A 17600-nucleotide genomic window follows, 5' to 3' on the forward strand; every position below is an offset into this window, starting at 1 on the left:
GGTCATCGCCAGACCACGGCGGTGTAGGAGGATAGGCCCATGCCGGCCTCTTTCCTGGGGTAGACGAAACGCACGACTTCGTTCTTGCGCTTGAACTCCTGGTAAGTCTCGCCGCCGGGAATACGGCCCTTTTCAGCCGGCGCGTAGCCCGCGGCGCGCACCTCCTTCACCAGTCGCTCGAAGGCGGCCTTGTCGGTGAGCGAAAGCTGGATGTTGTTCTCGCCGGCGCGGCCTTCCGTGTAGGTGGACTTCATGAAGCGGATCGTGTGGTCGTCGACCACCTTGTCGTATTCGATCATGCTGACCTCGGGGGTCACGGTCTTGTCGGCGTAGGAGAAGCCTTGGGCCTTGACCTGCTGGCGAAAGGCATCGGGCGTGAGGGCGACGAAGGCCTTGAGCTGGTCCAGCGTGAAGCTGGGCTGCTGCGCAAAGGCCGGTGCGGCCAGCATCAGGAGCGAGGAGAAGATGGCGATCAATGGGTGTTTCATGGGTACGTACTGCTCAGGTCACTGCGTTCTTGCGGTTGAATTCTTCGCGCTTCCACTCGCCCGCCTCCAGCACCTGCACCAGGTGCTCGACGGAATTCCACACATCCTCGAAGCCGAGGTACAGCGGCGTGAAGCCGAAGCGCAGGATGTCCGGCATTTGCGAATCGCCGGCGCGGTAGTCGCCGATCACGCCGCGCGCGATCAGCGCCTGCACGATGGCGTAGGCGCCTTCATCGCGGCTCAGGCAGACCTGTGAGCCGCGCTGTGCATGTTCGCGCGGCGTGACGAGCGAAAGGCCTTGGCCCGCGCAGCGCTCTTCGACGAGTTGGATGAAGAGGTCCGTGAGCGCGAGCGATTTGGCGCGCAGGGCGGCCATGCCGCCCTTGCCGCCATCGAATGCCTCGGCCGCGAGCACCGTATCGAGCCCGCATTCGAGCCCCGCCAGCGCGACGATCGGTTGCGTGCCGCAGAGGTAGCGGCCCACGCCCGGCGCGGGCCGGTAGTGCGGCGTGAATTCGAAAGGCGCCGCATGGCCCCACCAACCCGACAGCGGCTGCTCGAACTTGCCCGCGTGCCGGGTATGAACCCAGACGAACGCCGGCGCGCCGGGGCCGCCGTTCAGATACTTGTAGCCGCAGCCGATGGCGTAGTCGGCATTGCTTTCGTTCAGTGCGACCGGCACGGCGCCCGCACTGTGCGCGAGGTCCCACACGGTCAGCGCGCCCGCTGCGTGCGCCGCGGCGGTGATGGCCTTCATGTCGTGCATGGCGCCGGTGCGGTAGTTCACGTGCGTGAGCATCAGCACGGCCACTTCGTCGGTCAGCACCGAACCCGGGCCTTGCAGCTCGCTCGCATCGATCAGCTTGAGCGTGAAGCCGCGTTCGCGGCACAGCGATTCGGCGATGTACAGGTCGGTCGGGAAGTTGCTGCGTTCGCTGACCACCAGCTTGCGGCCGGTGTCCTTTTGCTGCGAGAGTGCCGCGAAGAGCACCTTGTAGAGGTTGACCGAGGTGCTGTCGGTGCACACCACTTCGCCGGGCGCGGCGCCGATCAGCCGGGCCACCTTGTCGCCCAGGCGCTGCGGCAGGTCGAACCAGCTTGCCGTGTTCCACGAGCGGATCAGGCCCTGGCCCCATTCCTGGGCAACGACTTCGGCAATGCGTGCCGGCGCGGCCTTGGGCAGCACGCCGAGCGAGTTGCCGTCGAGGTAGATCACGCCTTCCGGCAGTGTGAATTGGTCGCGCAGCGAGCGCAGCGGGTCTTGCGCGTCGAGCGCGCGGCAGTCTTCAAGGGTCGTCATGGAGCGGGTTTCAGCGTGGAAGTTCGCGCAGCACGGCGCGAACGGGGGAAGCATCGGCGCTGGTCAGCTTGAGCGGCAGCGCAATGAGTTCGTAGTCGCCTTCGGGCACGTCGTCGAGCACGAGGTTCTCGAGCACGCGCAGGTCGAGGCGGCGGATGCGCTGGTGGCTTTCCAGCGTCTTGCTGTCGGCCGGGTCGATGCTGGCGGTGTCGATGCCGATGAGCTTCACGCCCATCGCCGCAAGGCGCTCGACGGTGGCGGGCGCATAGGCCGCGAGCTGCGGGTCCCAGTGGCCGACGGGCATGGCCGCGTAGGTGCGCACCAGCACACGGGGCGGCAGGTCGCCCGTGATCGCATGCGCAATGTGCTCCCACTCGATCAGCGGGCCCTTGGCGATGGCGTGAATCACCCGGCAAGGGCCGAGAAAAGGCGTGAGATCGACGTGGCCGATGGTCTGGCCGTCGGGGTCGTAGTGCAGGGGGGCGTCGGCATGCGCGCCGACGTGGGGCGAGAGCTTGATCTCGCTGACGTTGACCGGACAGTCCGCCGAAATGGTCGCGGCCCAGCGCTGCTGGTAGGGCGTGTCGCCGGGGAACACCGGCGCGCCTTCATGCACGGGAGGCGAGATGTCCCAGAGGCGGGATTCAGTTTGCAGAGAAGAGCGCATGACGCAAAGGTAGCGCCGGGCGAGGGGTCGTGGTGTCGGTTATTTCCAACACACGGCGTGACGAGATGATTGGCTCAGGAGGGCAGGGCTGGTAGCCCGTGCCTTGCGCGCGCCCGCTCGCAGGCATCGCTGCCGGCCTGCAATTCGTGGCAGGGGTTGGGGCGCCACTCGTAGATGCCGCAGGCCACCGACTGGCCGATCTTTCCGGTGAGCGCCGCGCAGCGCATCGGCGTGTGGTCGGTGCCGCGCATGCGGCAAAGGGCGTCGTTCACCTCGACTGCAAGGCCCGAGGGCACCTTGCCGCCGTTGTCGTCGAGCTCGTGCACACTGAAGTCGACGCGGTAGCTGGCGCAGCAGGCGCCGCATTGCTGGCAATGGGACACGCCGCCGCCTTCAGGTTTTCTTCAGAGCCTGCCCAGGAGCAAAAACTCCATCAGCGCCTTCTGGGCGTGCAGCCGGTTCTCGGCCTCGTCCCACACCACGGACTGCGGACCGTCGATCACCTCGGCCTGCACTTCCTCGCCGCGGTGCGCGGGCAGGCAGTGCATGAAGAGGGCGTCGGGCTGGGCGATGCGCATCATGTCTTCATCGACGCACCAGTCGGCAAAGGCCTTGCGGCGGGCCTCGTTCTCCGATTCGTAGCCCATGCTGGTCCAGACGTCGGTGGTGACGAGGTCGGCGCCGCGGCAGGCTTCCATCGGGTCCTTGAAGACCTTGTAGCTGTCGCCCGAGCGGATGCCCGCGATCGACTGGTCGACTTCATAGCCGCTGGGCGTGCTCACGTGCACGGTAAAGCCCAGGATCTCGGCCGCCTGCAGCCAGGTGTTGGCCATGTTGTTGCCGTCGCCCACCCAGGCGATGGTCTTCCCCTGGATCGAGCCGCGATGCTCGATGTAGGTGAAGATGTCCGCAAGGATCTGGCAGGGATGAAACTCGTTGGTCAGGCCGTTGATCACCGGCACGCGCGAATGCGCGGCAAAGGTGTCGATCTTGGTCTGCTCGTAGGTGCGGATCATCACGATGTCGACCATGCGGCTGATGACCTTGGCGCTGTCCTCGATGGGTTCCGCGCGGCCGAGCTGGCTGTCTCCGGTGGTCAGGTGCACCACGCTGCCGCCGAGCTGGTACATGCCCGCCTCGAAGCTCACGCGGGTGCGCGTGCTGGCCTTCTCGAAAATCATCGCCAGCGTGCGGTCGGTCAGCGGCTGGTGCTTTTCGTAGGTCTTGAACTTCTTCTTGATGATCGCCATGCGATCGAAAAGATAGGCGTACTCGTCGGCCGTGAGGTCCGAGAACTGCAGGTAGTGGCGGATGGCGTTCGGCGTGGTGGCGGTCGTCATTGCGCTGCGGGCTCCGACAGAAAGGTTTTCACGAGAGGCGCAAGGATGGCGACGATTTCGTCGGCCTCGGCAATGCTCAGGATGAGCGGCGGCACGAGGCGGATCACCTTGTCGGCCGTCACGCTCAGCAGCAGGCCGGCATCGCAGGCGCGGTTCAGGATGACGCCGCAGGGCCGGTCGAGCTCGATGCCCAGCATCAGGCCCTGGCCGCGGATTTCCTTCACGCCGGCGAGGCCGCCGATTTCGCGCGCCAGCGCGGCTTTCAGGTGTTCGCCGACCGTGGCGGCGTTTTCGAGCAGCTTGTGCTCTTCCATGATGCGGATGGTTTCGATGCCGGCACGCATTGCGAGCGGGTTGCCGCCGAAGGTGGTGCCGTGGTTGCCCGGGCCGAAGATGTTGGCGGCCTTGGGGCCGGCCACCACGGCGCCGATCGGCACGCCCGAGCCCAGGCCCTTGGCCAGCGGCATCACGTCAGGCTTGATGCCGGCCCACTGGTGCGCAAACCACTTGCCGGTGCGGCCCATGCCGCATTGCACTTCGTCGATCATCATGAGCCAGTCGCGCTCGTCGCACAGGGCGCGCACCTGCTTCAGGTATTCCCAGCGCATCGGGTTGATGCCGCCTTCGCCCTGGATGGTTTCGAAGAACACGGCAACCACGTTGGGGTTGCCTTCGGTGGCCTTCTTGAGCGCCTCGATGTCGTTCAGCGGCACGCGGATGAAGCCCTCGACCAGCGGGCCGAAACCGGCCTGCACCTTGGGGTTGCCGGTGGCCGACAGCGTGGCGATGCTGCGGCCGTGGAAAGCGGCCTCGTAAACAACGATTTCGGGCCGTTCGATGCCCTTGTCGTGGCCGAACTTGCGCGCGAGCTTCAGGGCGGCTTCGTTGGCTTCAAGGCCCGTGCAGCAGAAAAAGGCGTTGGTCAGGCCCGAAAGCTCGGTCAGCTTGGTGGCAAGCTGCTCCTGGCCGGGCACATGGTAGTAGTTGGAGCTGTGGATCAGCTTGCTGATCTGGTCCTGCAGCGCGGGCACCAGCTCGGGGTGGTTGTGGCCCAGCGTGTTCACGGCAATGCCGCCGAGGCCGTCGAGATAGGCCTTGCCCGCGGTGTCCCAGACTCGGCAGCCCTGGCCGTGCGACAGCGCGATCGGCAGGCGACCGTAGGTGTTCATGACGTGGGGCGAGGTGGGCTGGGCGGTAGCGCTCATTCGGGTTCTCCAGATAGGGAACCGCGGATTCTAGGCGTCCAGTCGGGCAGCTTCATTGAGGATTCCGCATTACAGCAATGCCCTCGGGCCGAGCGGCAAAGTGGCGCGGATAGAATCTCTTGCTGCACCGCAGCACCTGCCTGCGGGCGCCTCATTCAACGATGATTTCCCCCACTGCCAAAGAAATCTTCATCCAGGGCATCACCCATGATGGCCGGACTTTTCGCCCGAGCGACTGGGCCGAGCGGCTGGCCGGCGTGATGTGCTCTTTTCGTCCTGGGGGCGCCTATCCCGGAAGCCACCTGAGCTATTCGCCCTGGTGCGTTCCCACCACCATCAACGGCGTCAAGTGCGTGGTCGTGAACCGGGCCTTGCGCGATGCCGAGCCCATGGCCTGGGACTTCTGCGTCAATTTTGCGCGGGACAACGACTTGCAGGTGGCCGAGGCCTGCCTGGTTCCCGACGCGCCCGGCGCACCGCCCAAGACCTGAGCCTGCTGCCGACTCCGTTCCACAAAGCGATCGCCCATGAAAAAACCGCCCGAAGGCGGTTTTTTACACTTTGCTGCAGCGCACCCCGATCAAACGGCGGACCGGAGAATTCCGATCCGGGCTTGCCTGACAGGTGTCAGGCGGCTGCCTTTTCAGGCGCGAGGGCGAGGGCCTTGACCTTCGCCGACAGGCGGCTCTTGTCGCGAGCTGCCTTGTTCTTGTGGAAGATGCCCTTGTCGGCGACGGTGTCGACGATGCTCTGGGCCTTCGCGAAGAGTTCGCTTGCCTTGGTCTTGTCGCCGGCCAGAACGGCCTTTTCGACATTCTTCACGGCGGTGCGGTATTTGGAGCGCAGCGAGGTGTTCGCAGCGTTGAGCTTGGTGTCCTGGCGGACGCGCTTACGGCCGGAGGCGAGGCGCGGGTTCTTTTTCTTGGGCTTGGCGGATGCCATGATTTAGTTCCTTAGGTGTCTGAGGATGATGCAGCAAAGCCCTCCATTATAGGCCGGGTTGGGTTTTTCGCCGAATCGGGGGCTTGCCGGGCCCTACACTCGCCCCGTGTCACTGCTCAAATCCGCCTCCACCGTTTCCCTTCTGACGCTCGCATCGCGGATCACGGGCCTCGTGCGCGACGTGCTTTTTGCCTCGGTGTTCGGCGTCAGCGCCCTGACCGACGCCTTCAACGTCGCTTTCCGCATTCCCAACCTGTTCCGGCGGGTTTTCGGCGAAGGCGCCTTCAGCCAGGCCTTTGTGCCGGTGCTGGCCGGGCACAAGACCGAGGCCGGCGAGGAGGGCGCCAAGGCGCTGATCGACCACGTGGCCACGCTGCTCACCTGGGCGCTGGTGGTCGTGTGCGTGGCCGGCGTGGTCGGCGCGCCCTGGCTGGTCTGGGCCATGGCCAGCGGGCTGGCGGGCTTCGACGCGGCCGTGGTCATGACGCGCTGGATGTTCCCCTACATCGGTTTCATGTCGCTCGTGGCGTTGGCGGGCGGGGTCCTGAACACCTGGCGCAAGTTCGCGGTGCCGGCTGCTTCGCCGGTGCTGCTCAATCTTTCGCTGATTCTTGCCATCGTGGTCGGCGCGCCGCTGTTCAGGCGCTACGGCATCGAGCCGATCTATGCGCAGTGCGCCGGCGTGCTGGTCGGCGGTGTGCTGCAACTGGCGCTGCAGGTGCCGGCCCTGCGCGCGCTGGGCCTCATGCCGCGCATCGGTGCAACCTTCGGCGCGCTGCGCGCCGCCTGGGCCGACCCGACCACGCGCAAGGTGCTGAAGCTCATGCTTCCGGCCTTGCTGGGCGTGAGCGTGGCGCAGATTTCATTGCTCATCAATACGCAGATCGCCTCTCATCTCGCCACGGGCAGCGTGACCTGGGTGGTCAATGCCGACCGGCTCATGGAATTTCCCACCGCCATGCTCGGCGTTGCACTCGGCGTGGTGCTGATGCCACAGCTGGCCGGCGCGCGCGCCGCGAAGGACGACGAGCGCTACTCGGCGCTGCTCGACTGGGGGCTCCGGCTGGTGGTGCTGCTTTCGGCGCCATGCGCCATTGCGCTGCTCCTGTTTTCGCAGCCGCTGGTGTCGGTGCTGTTCCACAACGGGGCCTATGGCGACGAAGACGTGAAGCGCACCACGCTGGCGCTGATGGGCTACGGCGTCGGACTGGTCGGCATCGTGGCCATCAAGGTGCTTGCGCCGGGCTATTACGCCAAGCACGACATGCGCACGCCGGTGATCATTGCGGTGTCCGTGCTGGTGCTGATCCAGGTGCTCAACGTCTTTCTGGTGCCGGTGCTGCAGCATGCGGCGCTCACGCTGACCATCGGCATCGGCGCGGTGGTCAACGCGATCTGGCTGCTGGTGGGGCTGGTTCGCCGCGGCAGCTACAAGCCCGAGCCGGGCTGGGGCAAGTTCATTTTGCAGGTGGCGGCGGGCACGCTGGTGCTGGCGGCCTTGCTGGCCTGGGGCTCGTACTATTTCGACTGGATCGGCCTGCGCGCCCAGCGCTTGCACCGCATCGGGTTGCTGGCCGCGCTGATCGCAGGCGCGGGGCTGCTGTATTTCGCCGTGCTGGCGGCCGTGGGCGTCCGGCTGCGCAGTTTCATGCGCCGGTAGGCACGCGCAGACGGGCCCTGTTGCGCCTTTCGCAACAGGGCTGTTCTCGAATTGCGCAAGCTGAAAACACCGCCTTGACGCTCCCCGAATGCTCCTCTACAAAGACACATGACGTTCAGCTTTCAGGTTCCCACGGCCCTGGCGTATTTCGAATCGCTGGTGCAGAGCGACGACCACTTTCCGCTGCTCGAAGCTGCCGCCAGCCTTGCGCAGGACGAATACCCCGATCTCGACGTGCAGCAGGTGCTCGGCGATGTCGACCAGTTGCTGGCCCGCCTCAAGCGCCGCCTGCCCGCCGACGCCGCGCCGCTCGCCCGGCTGCGCGCGCTCAACCAGTTCTTCTTCAATGATCTGAACTTCGGCGGCAACGTCAACGACTACTACGACCCCGACAACAGCTACCTGAACGCCGTCTTGCGCACGCGCCGCGGCATTCCTATTTCGCTGGCGGTGCTGTGGATGGAGTTGGCGCAGGGCCTGGGCCTGCAGGCGCGCGGCATCGGTTTTCCGGGCCATTTCATGCTCAAGGTCACGCTGCCGAAAGGGCAGGTGGTGATCGACCCCTTCACCGGCAAATCGCTCTCGCGGGAAGAACTCGGCGAGCGGCTCGAGCCCTACAAGCGCAACAACGGGCTGGTCGGCGATTTCGACGTGCCGCTGGGCCTTTACCTGCAGCCCGCCAGCTCGCGCGAGATCATCGGGCGCATGCTGCGCAACCTGAAGGAAGTGCACCGCGCCCAGGAAGACTGGCAGCGGGCCATCGCCGTGCAAGACCGCCTCATTGCGTTGCTGCCCACCGCCTGGGGCGAATACCGCGACCGCGGCATTGCGCACGCCGAACAGGGCAACACGGCCGCCGCGATGCGAGACCTGGAAACCTACCTCGAGCATGCGGAAGACGCGCTCGACGTCGACGTCATTGCCGAGCGACTGGCCGCCTTGCGCCGAGCGGCCGACTGATGAACGCCAGGAACGGCGTTGCCGACGCCTCCGATCTCGGCACGCTTCACGAATTTCACGGCGTGCAGCCGGTGCTGCCGGTGTCCGACGTCACGCGCGCGGCGCGCTGGTTTAGGGACATCCTGGGCTTCGAGCTCGATTTCATCGCCGGCGAGCCGCCCAGCTATGCGCGGGTGAAGAAGGGCGACCGCACCTACGGCGACCCGGTCTACCTGCGGCTGTGGCAGTGCAACACACGCGGCGCGCCGCCCTGGCGCGGCGAAATCGTGATCCACGTGGGCAAGGACATCGACGGCCTGCACGCCGCCTATGTGCAGCGCGGCGTCACGGTGATCGAACCGCCCACGTCGCAGCCGTGGGGCCTGCGCGAGTTTGCGATCCGCGAACCCGACGGCCATGTATTGCGCTTCTGCGGCTATTTGCCCTGAGTTTCTGATACATAAATTTACAAATGGATCGGTGCGAGCGTGTCGATCCGGCTTCCGCTCGTCCGACGTGTGAACAGGAGCGCGCAGTTTTCGGCAGCTCCCGATTTCATCAACCTTCAGGAGAAACGACATGCGATTCATGGTTCTGGTCAAGGCCAACAAGGATTCCGAAGCGGGCGTGATGCCCAGCACCGAAGTGCTCACTGCCATGGGCAAGTTCAACGAGGAGCTGGTCAAGGCCGGCGTGCTGTTGGCGGGCGAAGGGCTGCACCCCTCTTCCAAGGGGGCGCGCGTGCGCTGCGAAGGGCTGAAGCGCACCGTCATCGACGGGCCTTTCGCCGAGACGAAGGAGTTGCTCGCGGGCTTCTGGCTGCTCCAGGTCAAGTCGAAGGAAGAAGCCATCGAATGGATCAAGCGCAGCCCGTTCCAGGAGGGCGAGATCGAGATCCGCCAGGTGTTCGAGGCCTCCGATTTCGCCGAGTCGATGACGCCTGAGCTGCTGGCGCAGGAAGACCGCCTGCGCGCCGAAGTGGCCGCCAAGGCCGACCGCTGACCCCCACCCGAAAACTCTAGGAGAAACGATCATGCGATTCATGCTGCTGATGATTCCCCACGGCTACGAAACCGCCGCGCCCGGCACCATTCCCGACGACGTCGAAGCGGTGGCGGCCATGATGGCCTACAACGAGTCGATGCAGAAAGCCGGCATTCTGATCAGTTGCGACGGCCTGCACCCGCCCTCGATGGGCGCGCGCGTGAGCTTTCCGGGCCGCAAGCCCAAGGTGGTCGACGGCCCTTTCGCCGAAGCCAAGGAAGTGCTCGGCGGCTACTGGATCATCGACGTGCCCTCGCGCGCCGACGCCATCGAATGGGCCACACGCTGCCCCGGCAGTGAAAACGAGGTGATCGAGGTGCGCCAGATCCAGGAGATTGCCGACTACCCGCCAGACGTGCAGGCCCTCACAGCCGAGATGGCGTCGATGCAGGCGGTCAAGAGATAACTCTTCACGGCTCAGTCTTCCCGCACCAGCCGGATGCCCACCAGCGTGTAGCGTGTGTCCGGCGCGTTCCAGTTGCGGTAGGCCGCTCGGGCATAGAAGGCCCAGGTGTGCCAGGAGCCGCCGCGGCGCACCCGCACCTCGCCCTCGGCAGGGCCCTGCGGGTCGTCGAGCGGCGACTGCGCGTAGTATTTATCGCCATGCCAGTCGGCTACCCACTCCCACGCATTGCCATGCATGTCGTAAAGGCCCCATGGGTTGGGCGCGAAGCTGCCGACGGGTGCGGTGAAGGCGTAGCCGTCGTCGCCGTCCACCGCCATCAGCTGCCAGCGCGGCCAGTTCTTGGCACTGTTGGCGTCGAACACGTTGGCCGCGCCCAGCAACGAGCGGGGATCGTCGCCCGAGCTGTACCGGCTGCGGGTGCCGGCGCGGCAGGCGTACTCCCATTCGGCTTCGGTCGGAAGGCGATAGCGGCGGCTTTCGGTCTTGCTCAGCCAGGCGGCCAGCGCCTGGGCGTCGTTCCAGGTCACGTTGACGACCGGATGGTCGTCGCCTTGCGTGAAGCCGGGGTTGCGCCACGAGTAGCGTGGGTCGCGGCCCTCGAAGGCATCGCCGCGCTTCGTAGTTGCCGGGTCGTAGTCGGCGCGCCAGCCGTAGCCGCCGGTCCGGTCGGCCACCGATTCAGGTACGTAGCCCGAGGCTTCGATGAAGCGCCGGAACTGGCCGACGGTGACCTCATGCCGGCCCATCCAGAAAGAGCGTGTGATGCGTACCCGGTGAACCGGCCCTTCATCTTCCAGTTGCGCAAATCGCTTCGTCGGCAACTGCGGATAGGCGCGTGCCAGCAATTCGGGCGCTTCGTCGCTGCCCATCAGGAACTCGCCGGCCGCCAACCTGACGAAGGCCATGCCGAGGCTGTTGTGTTCGACTTCGGCAGCGTGGGCGCTGCCAAGGACCATTGCCAGGATCAGGAGGCAGCGCTTCATGTGCGCATGCTATGGCAACCGCTGGACAAAGGGGAAGCGCGCGCATGAACAGTGGCGGCAACCATGAAGCGGTGCATCGCATCATCGCGGCGGTGTGGCGCATCGAATCCGCGAAGATCATCGCCACCGTTGCGCGCATGGTGCGCGACGTGGGCCTGGCGGAGGAACTGGCCCAGGACGCGCTGGTCTCGGCCCTGGAGCAATGGAGCGATTCGGGCGTACCGGACAACCCCGCTGCCTGGCTCACCGCAGTTGCCAAGCGTCGCGCACTCGACCGTTTGCGGCACGGCCAGCTGGCCGAGCGCAAGGCGCCCGAGATTGGCCGCGAACTCGACGCCCAGCATGAAATGGCGCAGGCCGATTTCGCCGAGGCGGTGGATGCGGCCATCGACGACGACATCGGCGATGACCTGCTGCGGCTGGTGTTCACCGCCTGCCACCCGGTGCTTTCGACCGAGGCGCGTGTGGCGCTCACGCTGCGCCTGATGGGCGGCCTCACGACCGATGAAATCGCCCGCGCTTTTCTCGTGCCCGAAGCCACCGTGGCACAGCGCATCGTGCGCGCCAAGCGCACGCTTCTCGAAGCGCGCGTGCCCTTCGAAGTGCCGCGCCGGCACGAACTCGAGGCGCGGCTCGCCTCGGTACTCGAAGTGCTCTATCTGATCTTCAACGAAGGCTACTCGGCCACTGCGGGCGACGACTGGATGCGGCCCGCGCTGTGCGACGAAGCCATGCGACTGGGCCGCATCGTGGCCGAACTGATGCCCGACGCCTCGGAGGTGCACGGCCTCGTGGCGTTGATGGAAATCCAGGCCTCGCGCACGGCCGCGCGCATGGGGCCCTCGGGCGAGCCGGTGCTGCTGCTGGAGCAGAACCGTGCGCGCTGGGACCAGATGCTGATTCGCCGCGGATTGGCTGGACTGGCGCGCGCGGAAGCACTGGGCGGGGCGCTCGGGCCCTATGCGCTGCAGGCTGCCATTGCCGCCTGCCACGCCTGCGCGCGCACCGCGGAAGAAACCGATTGGCCGCGCATCGCCGCGCTGTACGACGCACTGGCCGAGCTGTCGCCGTCGCCCATCGTCGAACTGAACCGCGCCGTTGCGCTCTCGATGGCTTTCGGACCTGCCGCGGGGCTCGAAGTGGCCGATGCGCTCGTGGGCGAGCCGGCATTGCAGGGTTACCACCTGCTGCCGACCGTGCGCGGCGACCTGCTCTTCAAGCTCGGCCGCCGCGACGAGGCGCGCAGGGAATTCGACCGCGCCGCCTCGCTCACGCGCAACACGCGCGAGAAGGCATTGCTGCTCGCGCGTGCCCGGGCCTGCACTCTCCCGGAAAACTGATCTGGAGGCCGTGGCCGTGCAGCCCGCTAGGCTTTCGACAGAGATGAGGAAGCAGATGGCGAACCAGGCAATCCGAACTGGTGCCACGCGCGCCGCAGTTGCGTGTCCGAGCCGAAGCCCGAGATTTCCGCCGCCCGCGTCACACTCGCGCCCGAGGCCAGCGCAAGCTGCGCCGCCGCGAGCCGCAGCCGCCGCAGATAGGCCAGCGGCGCCACGCCCGCGTGCTCCACGAACAACCGCGTGAGGTGTCGCGCGGAGGTATGGGCCACTTCCGCCATCCGGGGCACGCTCCAGTCGGCCTGCGGCTGTTCGCTGACGGCGTCCTGCACCCGGTGCAGCGCAGCATGCAAGTGGTTCCGGTAGGCAAGGAAAGGCGACAGCTCCGGGTCGTGCGGGCCGCGCCGCTGCGCCACCACCATGGTCTGCGCCACCTGGGCAGCGAGCGCTTCGCCGCACACATCCGCAATGCGGTGCAGCATCAGGTCGATGCCGGTCGTGACGCCCGCGCTGCTGTAAACGGGCGGATCGATCACGAACACCCGGTTGGCGACCACGTCGCAGCGCGGCTCCACCGCGCGCAACTCGTCGAGGTGGTGATGATGCGTGGTGGCGCGACAGCCCGAGAGCGCGCCCGCATGCGCTGCCAGCAGGGCGCCGGCGCAGACGGTAACCAGCTCGAGCCGGCCGCGTTCGAAGCGCTGGCCGCGCAGCCAGTGCAGCAGGTCTTGCGTCTCTGCGTTGTCGATTGCGATGAAGTCGCCCGGCAGGCCGACCAGCACGACCCAGGCGGGGCCGTTCCATTGCGTCGGCAGCGGCGCAAGGCCGGCGAGTACCACGCCCACCGAGCCGATGGATGTGGGACGCGGACTCGCGAATTCGATCTCGAAGCGCTCGGGCTGGCCCGCCGCGCGCAGCCGCTGGTTCGCGATGCGCAGCGCCTCGGCGGGGCCGGCCCAGTCGAGCACCAGGCTGCCCGGCAGCAGCACGAACACTACGCGGATGGGCTGCTGTTGCTGGAGATCCATGCGTAGTCCATCTGGCGCGCGGTGCGTTCTGCCAGCGCGCGGCCGGCCAGCCGTTCGACCAGGTACAGGCTCATGTCGATGCCCGCGCTGATGCCCGCGGAACTGACGACGCGGCCGCTGTCGATCCAGCGCTCGCCTTCGCGCACGTCGAGCGACGGGAATTGCTCGCGCAAGTCCGCAATGTCTTCCCAATGGGTGGTGACGGCTTCTTGCGTGACCACGCCGCTTTTCGCGAGCAGGAACACGCCGGTGCAGACCGAGGCGACCAGCTGTGCGCCGGCCGCGCATTCGGCGATCCAGCGCAGGGTGGCGGGGCTCGCCATTGCGGCATCGACCACGCCGCCGGGCACGATCAGCACGTCGGCCTTCGGGTTCGCGGCCAGCTCGTGGTCCGCCAGCAGGCGCAGGCCGGCGCGTGCCTGCACGGGTTGGCTGGCGCTTGCGAGTGCCACCGACGCAACCTCGAACGGAGCTTGCGCGCCGGGATTCAAACGCTGGCTGACGCGGCTCGCCGTGGTGAACACCTCGAACGGCCCCGCGAAGTCGAGCGCTTCGACACCGTCGTAGGCGAGGATCCGTACGCGCAACGTCATGCGGCCACCCTTTCGGTGGATTGGGCGTGGACGCCCGTGCGCTCGAGCGCCTCTGCAACACTGCAGACCGTGGCGAAGCGGCCGTCCAGCACGGTGGCCGTGCGTGCCTTGATATCGGCCGCGACGAGTGGGCGGCCGTCGGGCTGCACCATGTCGAAAGTAAGCGTGGCGTCGGTCACGTAATCGACCTCCCAGCCCAGGTCGGATGCATGGCGCGTGGTGGTTTCACAGCATTGCTCGGTGCGGATGCCGCTCACGATCAGCCGGCCGATGCCCTGCTGCGTGAGCCAGACGTCGAGCCCGCTGTTGACCAGCGCGCTGTGGCGGTGCTTGGTGAAAGTGGCCGCTGCCTCGAAAGCCGCCAGGCCTTCGATGGGACGTACGAAGCCCGACTCGACCGCGAAGGGATGGCTTGCGAGTGCGGGACCATCGACGTGGAAGACGCGAACGATTGGAAGACCGACCGCCAGGCAGCCTTCGATCAGCGCGTTCTGCGCGGCGAAATAGGGCTGTGCAACATCTTCAGACCAGTAGGCGCGCTGGCGGAACGACTCTTGGGCGTCGATCACTATCAGACAGGATTCCATGGGTTTCGGCTCGAAGGGCGGAGTGAATGATGCCGCCTATTCTTCTGCGTCGCCAGCCCATGGGTCCGTGCCGAAGCGGACCAGAACCGATCAAATCAGGACATTACACAAGCTCGGCGGCCTGCAGCTCTTTCTTGAGATACGCGTAGAAAAGTGGCGCTGCCACCAGGCCGGCCGGCCCGAACACCGCTTCGGCCACGAACATGACGGCCAGCAGTTCCCACACCCGCATCTGCGTGCGGCTGCCGACCACCTTGGCGTTGATCACGTACTCGGCCTTGTGAATGACGATGAGAAATACCAGGCATGCCAGCGCGGTGACCGGCGACACCGAGAGCGCCACCAGCGTGATGACCGAATTGCAGACCAGGTTGCCCACGATGGGCACCAGGCCCGCCACGAAGGTCAGCGTGATCAGTGCCGGCGTGTAGGGCAGGTGGGGGCCCCAGAGCGGCATCAGGAACAGCAGGAAGATGGCGGTCAGCAGGGTGTTGAACGCCGCGATCCAGAACTGCGCGGCAACGATCTGGCCGAAGGCCTCGCCGAAGATCGTAATGCGCCGATACAGCTGCGCAGCCAGCGGCCGGTGCCGCAACGGCGGCGGCGCAATGGCGGCCAGCCCGCCCACGATGAGCCCGACATAGGCGAACAGCAGTCCGCCCAGCCATGCCCGTCCGGCCAGGGCCAGCGAGCCGGCCTGCGCGCGCAGGTAGTTGGCCACCACACGCTGCACTTCGGCCGCGCCTTCGGGCAGGTAGACAGCGATTTCAGGGGGGAGCTTGAGCCGCAGCTCCAGCACCGTGCGGGCCGTGTAGTCGAGCAGTTCGCGATACTGGTCGGGCGCGTCGAGGATGTATTCGCGCGCCTGCGACAACCCCAGCGAAATGAGGGCGATGGGCGCCAGCAGCACCAGCGTGACCGACAGGATTCGGGCCAGCACCCCGGCACGGCCGGGTGGCAGCCTCAGCCGCGCCATGCCGTTGCCGATCAGGCGTGAGAACCAGCGCGTGGCCAGAAAGCCGATGCACACGCACAGCAGGCCGGGCAGCAGGTGCTGCCACATCACCAGCAGCAGGGCGGCCGGCATCAGCAGATAGCTGGCCAGCACCACGTTGCGCGAGGCGGGCTGGGGTTTTGTGTCGATGTTGACGACGAGCGGTTTGGCCATCAGGGTCCGGGGGCTGCGGTTGCGAACCTCGCAAGGAGGATCAACCGACCACCACGGCGGCACCCGCGCCGCGCTCGGCGATGGTGCCGATTTCATACACCGACTCGCCGGCCGTGCGCAGCGTGGCGGCGCAGGCGGCGGCTTCGGCCGCGTCGACCACCACCACCATGCCGATGCCGTTGTTGAAGGTGCGGTTCATCTCGATGTCGTCGATGCCGGCCACCTTCTGCAGCCAGGCAAAGAGTTCGGTCTGCGGCCAGCTGCCCTTCTTGAGATGGGCGGCCGTGCCTTCGGGCAGCACGCGCGGAATGTTCTCGAGCAGGCCGCCGCCGGTGATGTGGGCCAGCGCCTTGATCGGGTGCTTGGCCAGCGCCTCGAGCACCGGCTTCACATAGAGGTGGGTGGGCTCCATCACGGCTTCGCGGAAGGGCTTGCCGTCGAGCGTGGCGGGCAAATCGGCACCCGCGCGTTCGATCACCTTGCGCACCAGGCTGAAGCCGTTGGAATGCACGCCGGCCGAGGCCAGGCCCAGCACCACGTCGCCGGGCTTGACGTTCTGGCCCGTGAGAATTTTGGATTTTTCGACGGCACCGACCGCAAAGCCCGCCAAGTCGTACTCGCCGGCCGGGTACATGCCGGGCATTTCGGCGGTTTCGCCGCCGATCAGCGCGCAGCCGGAGATCTCGCAGCCGCGGGCGATGCCGCCGATCACAGCCGCGGCCGTGTCCACGTCGAGCTTGCCGCAGGCGAAATAGTCGAGGAAGAAGAGGGGCTCGGCGCCCTGCACCAGCACGTCGTTGACGCTCATTGCCACGAGGTCGATGCCGACCGTGTCGTGCATGTTCCATTCGAAGGCCAGTTTGAGCTTGGTGCCCACGCCGTCGGTGCCGCTTACCAGCACGGGCTCCTTGTAGCGCTTGGGCACCTCGAACAGCGCGCCGAAGCCGCCGATGCCAGCCAACACTCCTTCGCGCAGGGTCTTCTTGGCGAGCGGCTTGATGCGGTCGACCAGGGCGTCGCCGGCATCGATATCGACACCGGCATCCTTGTAGCTGAGCGGGGTGGGCGTAGGGGAAGTCATGGTCGGACGGTGTCGAGAAAGGGACGGGAAGGAGGCGAAGAGGTGGGGGCGCCGGCAACCGAAGCGGCCGGGCCGATAGAATTCCTCACGATTTTAAGGGCCCCAGCGGCCCCTTCCATGAACCTTCCCGGGATGAAACAGCTCGCGCTCGATATCGGCATTGCGACGGGCCCCAGCTTCGACGCTTTTTTTGCCGGCCCGAACGAGGCGGCGCTGCGGCACCTGCAACTGTGGGTGGGCGGCGCCGGCAATTCGGTGCCTCACTCTCCTGTGCCCACCTATCTGTGGGGCGAAAGCGGCAGCGGCAAGAGCCATCTGCTCGAATCGGTGCGTGTCGCACTGCGCGAGCAGGGCGCGAGCGTGGGCTGGCTGCACGCCGGCCTGCTGGAGCCGCCCGAGTTCGACGAGCGCTGGGGCGCCGTGCTGCTCGACGACGTGCATTTGTATACCGCCGTGCAGCAGCACGCGGCCTTCAACTGGTTCGTCAACGCGCAGACCCTGCAACGCGGCGTGGTGGCCGCCGGCGCACTGCCGCCGGCCGACCTGTCGCTGCGCGAAGACCTTCGCACCCGGCTGGGCTGGGGCCACGTGTTCCACCTGCAGGTGCTGAGCGAAAGCGAACGCCGCGCAGTACTGCGCCAGGCGGCCGATGCGCGCGGTGTCATGCTGTCGGACGACGTGCTCGACTACATGCTGCACCGCTTCAGCCGCGACCTGGGCAGCCTGATGGAGCTGCTCACGCAGCTCGACGGCTATGCCCTGCAGACACAGCGCGCGATCACGATCCCGCTCATCCGATCCATGCTCGAAAACGAATAAGAAGAGCTTCAAC

Annotated in this window: 21 protein-coding genes; 8 read left to right on the forward strand and 13 right to left on the reverse strand. The window is 66.6% G+C overall.

The features are described 5' to 3' along the window. Nucleotides 1–2 precede the first annotated feature (2 nt). The 6 genes from ABIC94_RS16950 to ABIC94_RS16975 form a co-directional block, all read right to left on the reverse strand. Nucleotides 3–488 carry a hypothetical protein gene (locus ABIC94_RS16950; RefSeq protein WP_354374162.1) on the reverse strand — a complete coding sequence of 162 codons (486 nt, stop codon included), beginning with the start codon at nt 486–488 and terminating at the stop codon, nt 3–5. 13 nt (nt 489–501) lie between these two features. Beyond that, nucleotides 502–1788, reverse strand: coding sequence for a kynureninase (gene kynU, locus ABIC94_RS16955; protein ID WP_354374163.1), 1287 nt, complete (start codon nt 1786–1788; stop codon nt 502–504). A 10-nt stretch (nt 1789–1798) separates the two neighbouring features. Beyond that, the gene (gene kynB / locus ABIC94_RS16960; protein WP_354374164.1) at nt 1799–2455 is read right to left on the reverse strand and encodes an arylformamidase; all 657 of its coding nucleotides are present in this window, start codon (nt 2453–2455) and stop codon (nt 1799–1801) included. Between the two features lie 74 nt (nt 2456–2529). After that, nucleotides 2530–2838: a YkgJ family cysteine cluster protein gene (locus ABIC94_RS16965; protein ID WP_354374165.1), complete on the reverse strand. Its 309-nt coding sequence runs from the start codon at nt 2836–2838 to the stop codon at nt 2530–2532. A 21-nt stretch (nt 2839–2859) separates the two neighbouring features. Continuing rightward, nucleotides 2860–3795, reverse strand: coding sequence for an ornithine carbamoyltransferase (gene argF, locus ABIC94_RS16970; RefSeq protein WP_126749237.1), 936 nt, complete (start codon nt 3793–3795; stop codon nt 2860–2862). Next, on the reverse strand, nt 3792–5000 hold the full coding sequence (locus ABIC94_RS16975) for an aspartate aminotransferase family protein (RefSeq protein WP_354374166.1): 1209 nt from the start codon (nt 4998–5000) through the stop codon (nt 3792–3794). The genes argF and ABIC94_RS16975 overlap by 4 nt, the downstream gene beginning before the upstream one ends. A gap of 161 nt (nt 5001–5161) precedes the next feature. On the opposite strand from ABIC94_RS16975, the gene ABIC94_RS16980 reads away from it, so the two are divergent. Then, nucleotides 5162–5491 carry a DUF3579 domain-containing protein gene (locus ABIC94_RS16980; protein ID WP_258504825.1) on the forward strand — a complete coding sequence of 110 codons (330 nt, stop codon included), beginning with the start codon at nt 5162–5164 and terminating at the stop codon, nt 5489–5491. 136 nt (nt 5492–5627) lie between these two features. Here the strand turns inward: ABIC94_RS16980 and rpsT are convergent, their stop codons facing one another. Beyond that, nucleotides 5628–5942, reverse strand: a complete 315-nt coding sequence (gene rpsT / locus ABIC94_RS16985) for a 30S ribosomal protein S20 (protein ID WP_007831346.1) — start codon at nt 5940–5942, stop codon at nt 5628–5630. Between the two features lie 106 nt (nt 5943–6048). Here rpsT and murJ point away from each other — a divergent pair, with 106 nt between their 5' ends. The 5 genes from murJ to ABIC94_RS17010 all read left to right on the forward strand — a co-directional run bounded on the left by murJ (nt 6049) and on the right by ABIC94_RS17010 (nt 9991). Continuing rightward, the gene (gene murJ, locus ABIC94_RS16990; protein ID WP_354374167.1) at nt 6049–7602 is read left to right on the forward strand and encodes a murein biosynthesis integral membrane protein MurJ; all 1554 of its coding nucleotides are present in this window, start codon (nt 6049–6051) and stop codon (nt 7600–7602) included. 108 nt (nt 7603–7710) lie between these two features. After that, nucleotides 7711–8562: a SirB1 family protein gene (locus tag ABIC94_RS16995; RefSeq protein WP_354374168.1), complete on the forward strand. Its 852-nt coding sequence runs from the start codon at nt 7711–7713 to the stop codon at nt 8560–8562. After that, complete coding sequence (locus ABIC94_RS17000) at nt 8562–8990, forward strand: bleomycin resistance protein (protein WP_354374169.1); 429 nt, start codon at nt 8562–8564, stop codon at nt 8988–8990. The genes ABIC94_RS16995 and ABIC94_RS17000 overlap by 1 nt, the downstream gene beginning before the upstream one ends. A 130-nt stretch (nt 8991–9120) precedes the next feature. Next, nucleotides 9121–9543, forward strand: coding sequence for a YciI family protein (locus tag ABIC94_RS17005; RefSeq protein WP_354374170.1), 423 nt, complete (start codon nt 9121–9123; stop codon nt 9541–9543). A gap of 31 nt (nt 9544–9574) precedes the next feature. Next, nucleotides 9575–9991 carry a YciI family protein gene (locus ABIC94_RS17010; protein WP_354374171.1) on the forward strand — a complete coding sequence of 139 codons (417 nt, stop codon included), beginning with the start codon at nt 9575–9577 and terminating at the stop codon, nt 9989–9991. Nucleotides 9992–10002: 11 nt separating this feature from the next. Here the strand turns inward: ABIC94_RS17010 and ABIC94_RS17015 are convergent, their stop codons facing one another. After that, nucleotides 10003–10974 carry a formylglycine-generating enzyme family protein gene (locus tag ABIC94_RS17015; RefSeq protein WP_436318036.1) on the reverse strand — a complete coding sequence of 324 codons (972 nt, stop codon included), beginning with the start codon at nt 10972–10974 and terminating at the stop codon, nt 10003–10005. A gap of 44 nt (nt 10975–11018) precedes the next feature. Here ABIC94_RS17015 and ABIC94_RS17020 point away from each other — a divergent pair, with 44 nt between their 5' ends. Beyond that, the gene (locus ABIC94_RS17020; protein ID WP_354374172.1) at nt 11019–12314 is read left to right on the forward strand and encodes an RNA polymerase sigma factor; all 1296 of its coding nucleotides are present in this window, start codon (nt 11019–11021) and stop codon (nt 12312–12314) included. 26 nt (nt 12315–12340) lie between these two features. On the opposite strand, the gene ABIC94_RS17025 is transcribed toward ABIC94_RS17020, so the two are convergent. The 5 genes from ABIC94_RS17025 to purM form a co-directional block, all read right to left on the reverse strand. Next, entirely contained in the window at nt 12341–13339 is a 999-nt protein-coding gene (locus ABIC94_RS17025) for a GlxA family transcriptional regulator (RefSeq protein ID WP_354374173.1), read from the reverse strand. Then, the gene (locus ABIC94_RS17030; RefSeq protein ID WP_354374174.1) at nt 13306–13932 is read right to left on the reverse strand and encodes a DJ-1/PfpI family protein; all 627 of its coding nucleotides are present in this window, start codon (nt 13930–13932) and stop codon (nt 13306–13308) included. Before ABIC94_RS17030 ends, ABIC94_RS17025 begins: the two co-directional genes overlap by 34 nt. Beyond that, complete coding sequence (locus tag ABIC94_RS17035) at nt 13929–14519, reverse strand: cysteine hydrolase family protein (RefSeq protein ID WP_354374175.1); 591 nt, start codon at nt 14517–14519, stop codon at nt 13929–13931. The genes ABIC94_RS17030 and ABIC94_RS17035 overlap by 4 nt, the downstream gene beginning before the upstream one ends. A 103-nt stretch (nt 14520–14622) precedes the next feature. Further along, nucleotides 14623–15687, reverse strand: coding sequence for an AI-2E family transporter (locus ABIC94_RS17040; RefSeq protein WP_354374176.1), 1065 nt, complete (start codon nt 15685–15687; stop codon nt 14623–14625). A gap of 40 nt (nt 15688–15727) precedes the next feature. Further along, nucleotides 15728–16768 (reverse strand): phosphoribosylformylglycinamidine cyclo-ligase, encoded by a 1041-nt coding sequence (gene purM, locus ABIC94_RS17045; RefSeq protein WP_354374177.1) that lies wholly within the window; start codon nt 16766–16768, stop codon nt 15728–15730. Between the two features lie 132 nt (nt 16769–16900). On the opposite strand from purM, the gene hda reads away from it, so the two are divergent. Continuing rightward, a complete protein-coding gene (hda, locus tag ABIC94_RS17050) occupies nt 16901–17587 on the forward strand; it encodes a DnaA regulatory inactivator Hda (RefSeq protein ID WP_354374178.1) in 687 nt (228 codons plus the stop codon). The last annotated feature ends 13 nt before the right edge of the window (nt 17588–17600 follow it).

It is taken from the genome of Variovorax paradoxus (assembly GCF_040544635.1).
GTDB lineage: Bacteria > Pseudomonadota > Gammaproteobacteria > Burkholderiales > Burkholderiaceae_C > Variovorax > Variovorax paradoxus_R.

Excerpts from the sequence above, each read along its gene's own strand:
- ABIC94_RS16975 (WP_354374166.1), bottom strand. The coding sequence starts at position 5,000 with ATGAGCGCTACCGCCCAGCCCACCTCGCCCCACGTCATGAACACCTAC.
- kynU (WP_354374163.1), bottom strand. The coding sequence starts at position 1,788 with ATGACGACCCTTGAAGACTGCCGCGCGCTCGACGCGCAAGACCCGCTG.
- ABIC94_RS17015 (WP_436318036.1), bottom strand. The coding sequence starts at position 10,974 with ATGAAGCGCTGCCTCCTGATCCTGGCAATGGTCCTTGGCAGCGCCCAC.
- ABIC94_RS16950 (WP_354374162.1), bottom strand. The coding sequence starts at position 488 with ATGAAACACCCATTGATCGCCATCTTCTCCTCGCTCCTGATGCTGGCC.
- ABIC94_RS17035 (WP_354374175.1), bottom strand. The coding sequence starts at position 14,519 with ATGGAATCCTGTCTGATAGTGATCGACGCCCAAGAGTCGTTCCGCCAG.
- ABIC94_RS17020 (WP_354374172.1), top strand. The coding sequence starts at position 11,019 with ATGAACAGTGGCGGCAACCATGAAGCGGTGCATCGCATCATCGCGGCG.
- rpsT (WP_007831346.1), bottom strand. The coding sequence starts at position 5,942 with ATGGCATCCGCCAAGCCCAAGAAAAAGAACCCGCGCCTCGCCTCCGGC.
- argF (WP_126749237.1), bottom strand. The coding sequence starts at position 3,795 with ATGACGACCGCCACCACGCCGAACGCCATCCGCCACTACCTGCAGTTC.
- ABIC94_RS17040 (WP_354374176.1), bottom strand. The coding sequence starts at position 15,687 with ATGGCCAAACCGCTCGTCGTCAACATCGACACAAAACCCCAGCCCGCC.
- ABIC94_RS16980 (WP_258504825.1), top strand. The coding sequence starts at position 5,162 with ATGATTTCCCCCACTGCCAAAGAAATCTTCATCCAGGGCATCACCCAT.
- ABIC94_RS17010 (WP_354374171.1), top strand. The coding sequence starts at position 9,575 with ATGCGATTCATGCTGCTGATGATTCCCCACGGCTACGAAACCGCCGCG.
- ABIC94_RS17030 (WP_354374174.1), bottom strand. The coding sequence starts at position 13,932 with ATGACGTTGCGCGTACGGATCCTCGCCTACGACGGTGTCGAAGCGCTC.
- ABIC94_RS17025 (WP_354374173.1), bottom strand. The coding sequence starts at position 13,339 with ATGGATCTCCAGCAACAGCAGCCCATCCGCGTAGTGTTCGTGCTGCTG.
- ABIC94_RS17000 (WP_354374169.1), top strand. The coding sequence starts at position 8,562 with ATGAACGCCAGGAACGGCGTTGCCGACGCCTCCGATCTCGGCACGCTT.
- purM (WP_354374177.1), bottom strand. The coding sequence starts at position 16,768 with ATGACTTCCCCTACGCCCACCCCGCTCAGCTACAAGGATGCCGGTGTC.
- ABIC94_RS17005 (WP_354374170.1), top strand. The coding sequence starts at position 9,121 with ATGCGATTCATGGTTCTGGTCAAGGCCAACAAGGATTCCGAAGCGGGC.
- ABIC94_RS16995 (WP_354374168.1), top strand. The coding sequence starts at position 7,711 with ATGACGTTCAGCTTTCAGGTTCCCACGGCCCTGGCGTATTTCGAATCG.
- hda (WP_354374178.1), top strand. The coding sequence starts at position 16,901 with ATGAAACAGCTCGCGCTCGATATCGGCATTGCGACGGGCCCCAGCTTC.
- kynB (WP_354374164.1), bottom strand. The coding sequence starts at position 2,455 with ATGCGCTCTTCTCTGCAAACTGAATCCCGCCTCTGGGACATCTCGCCT.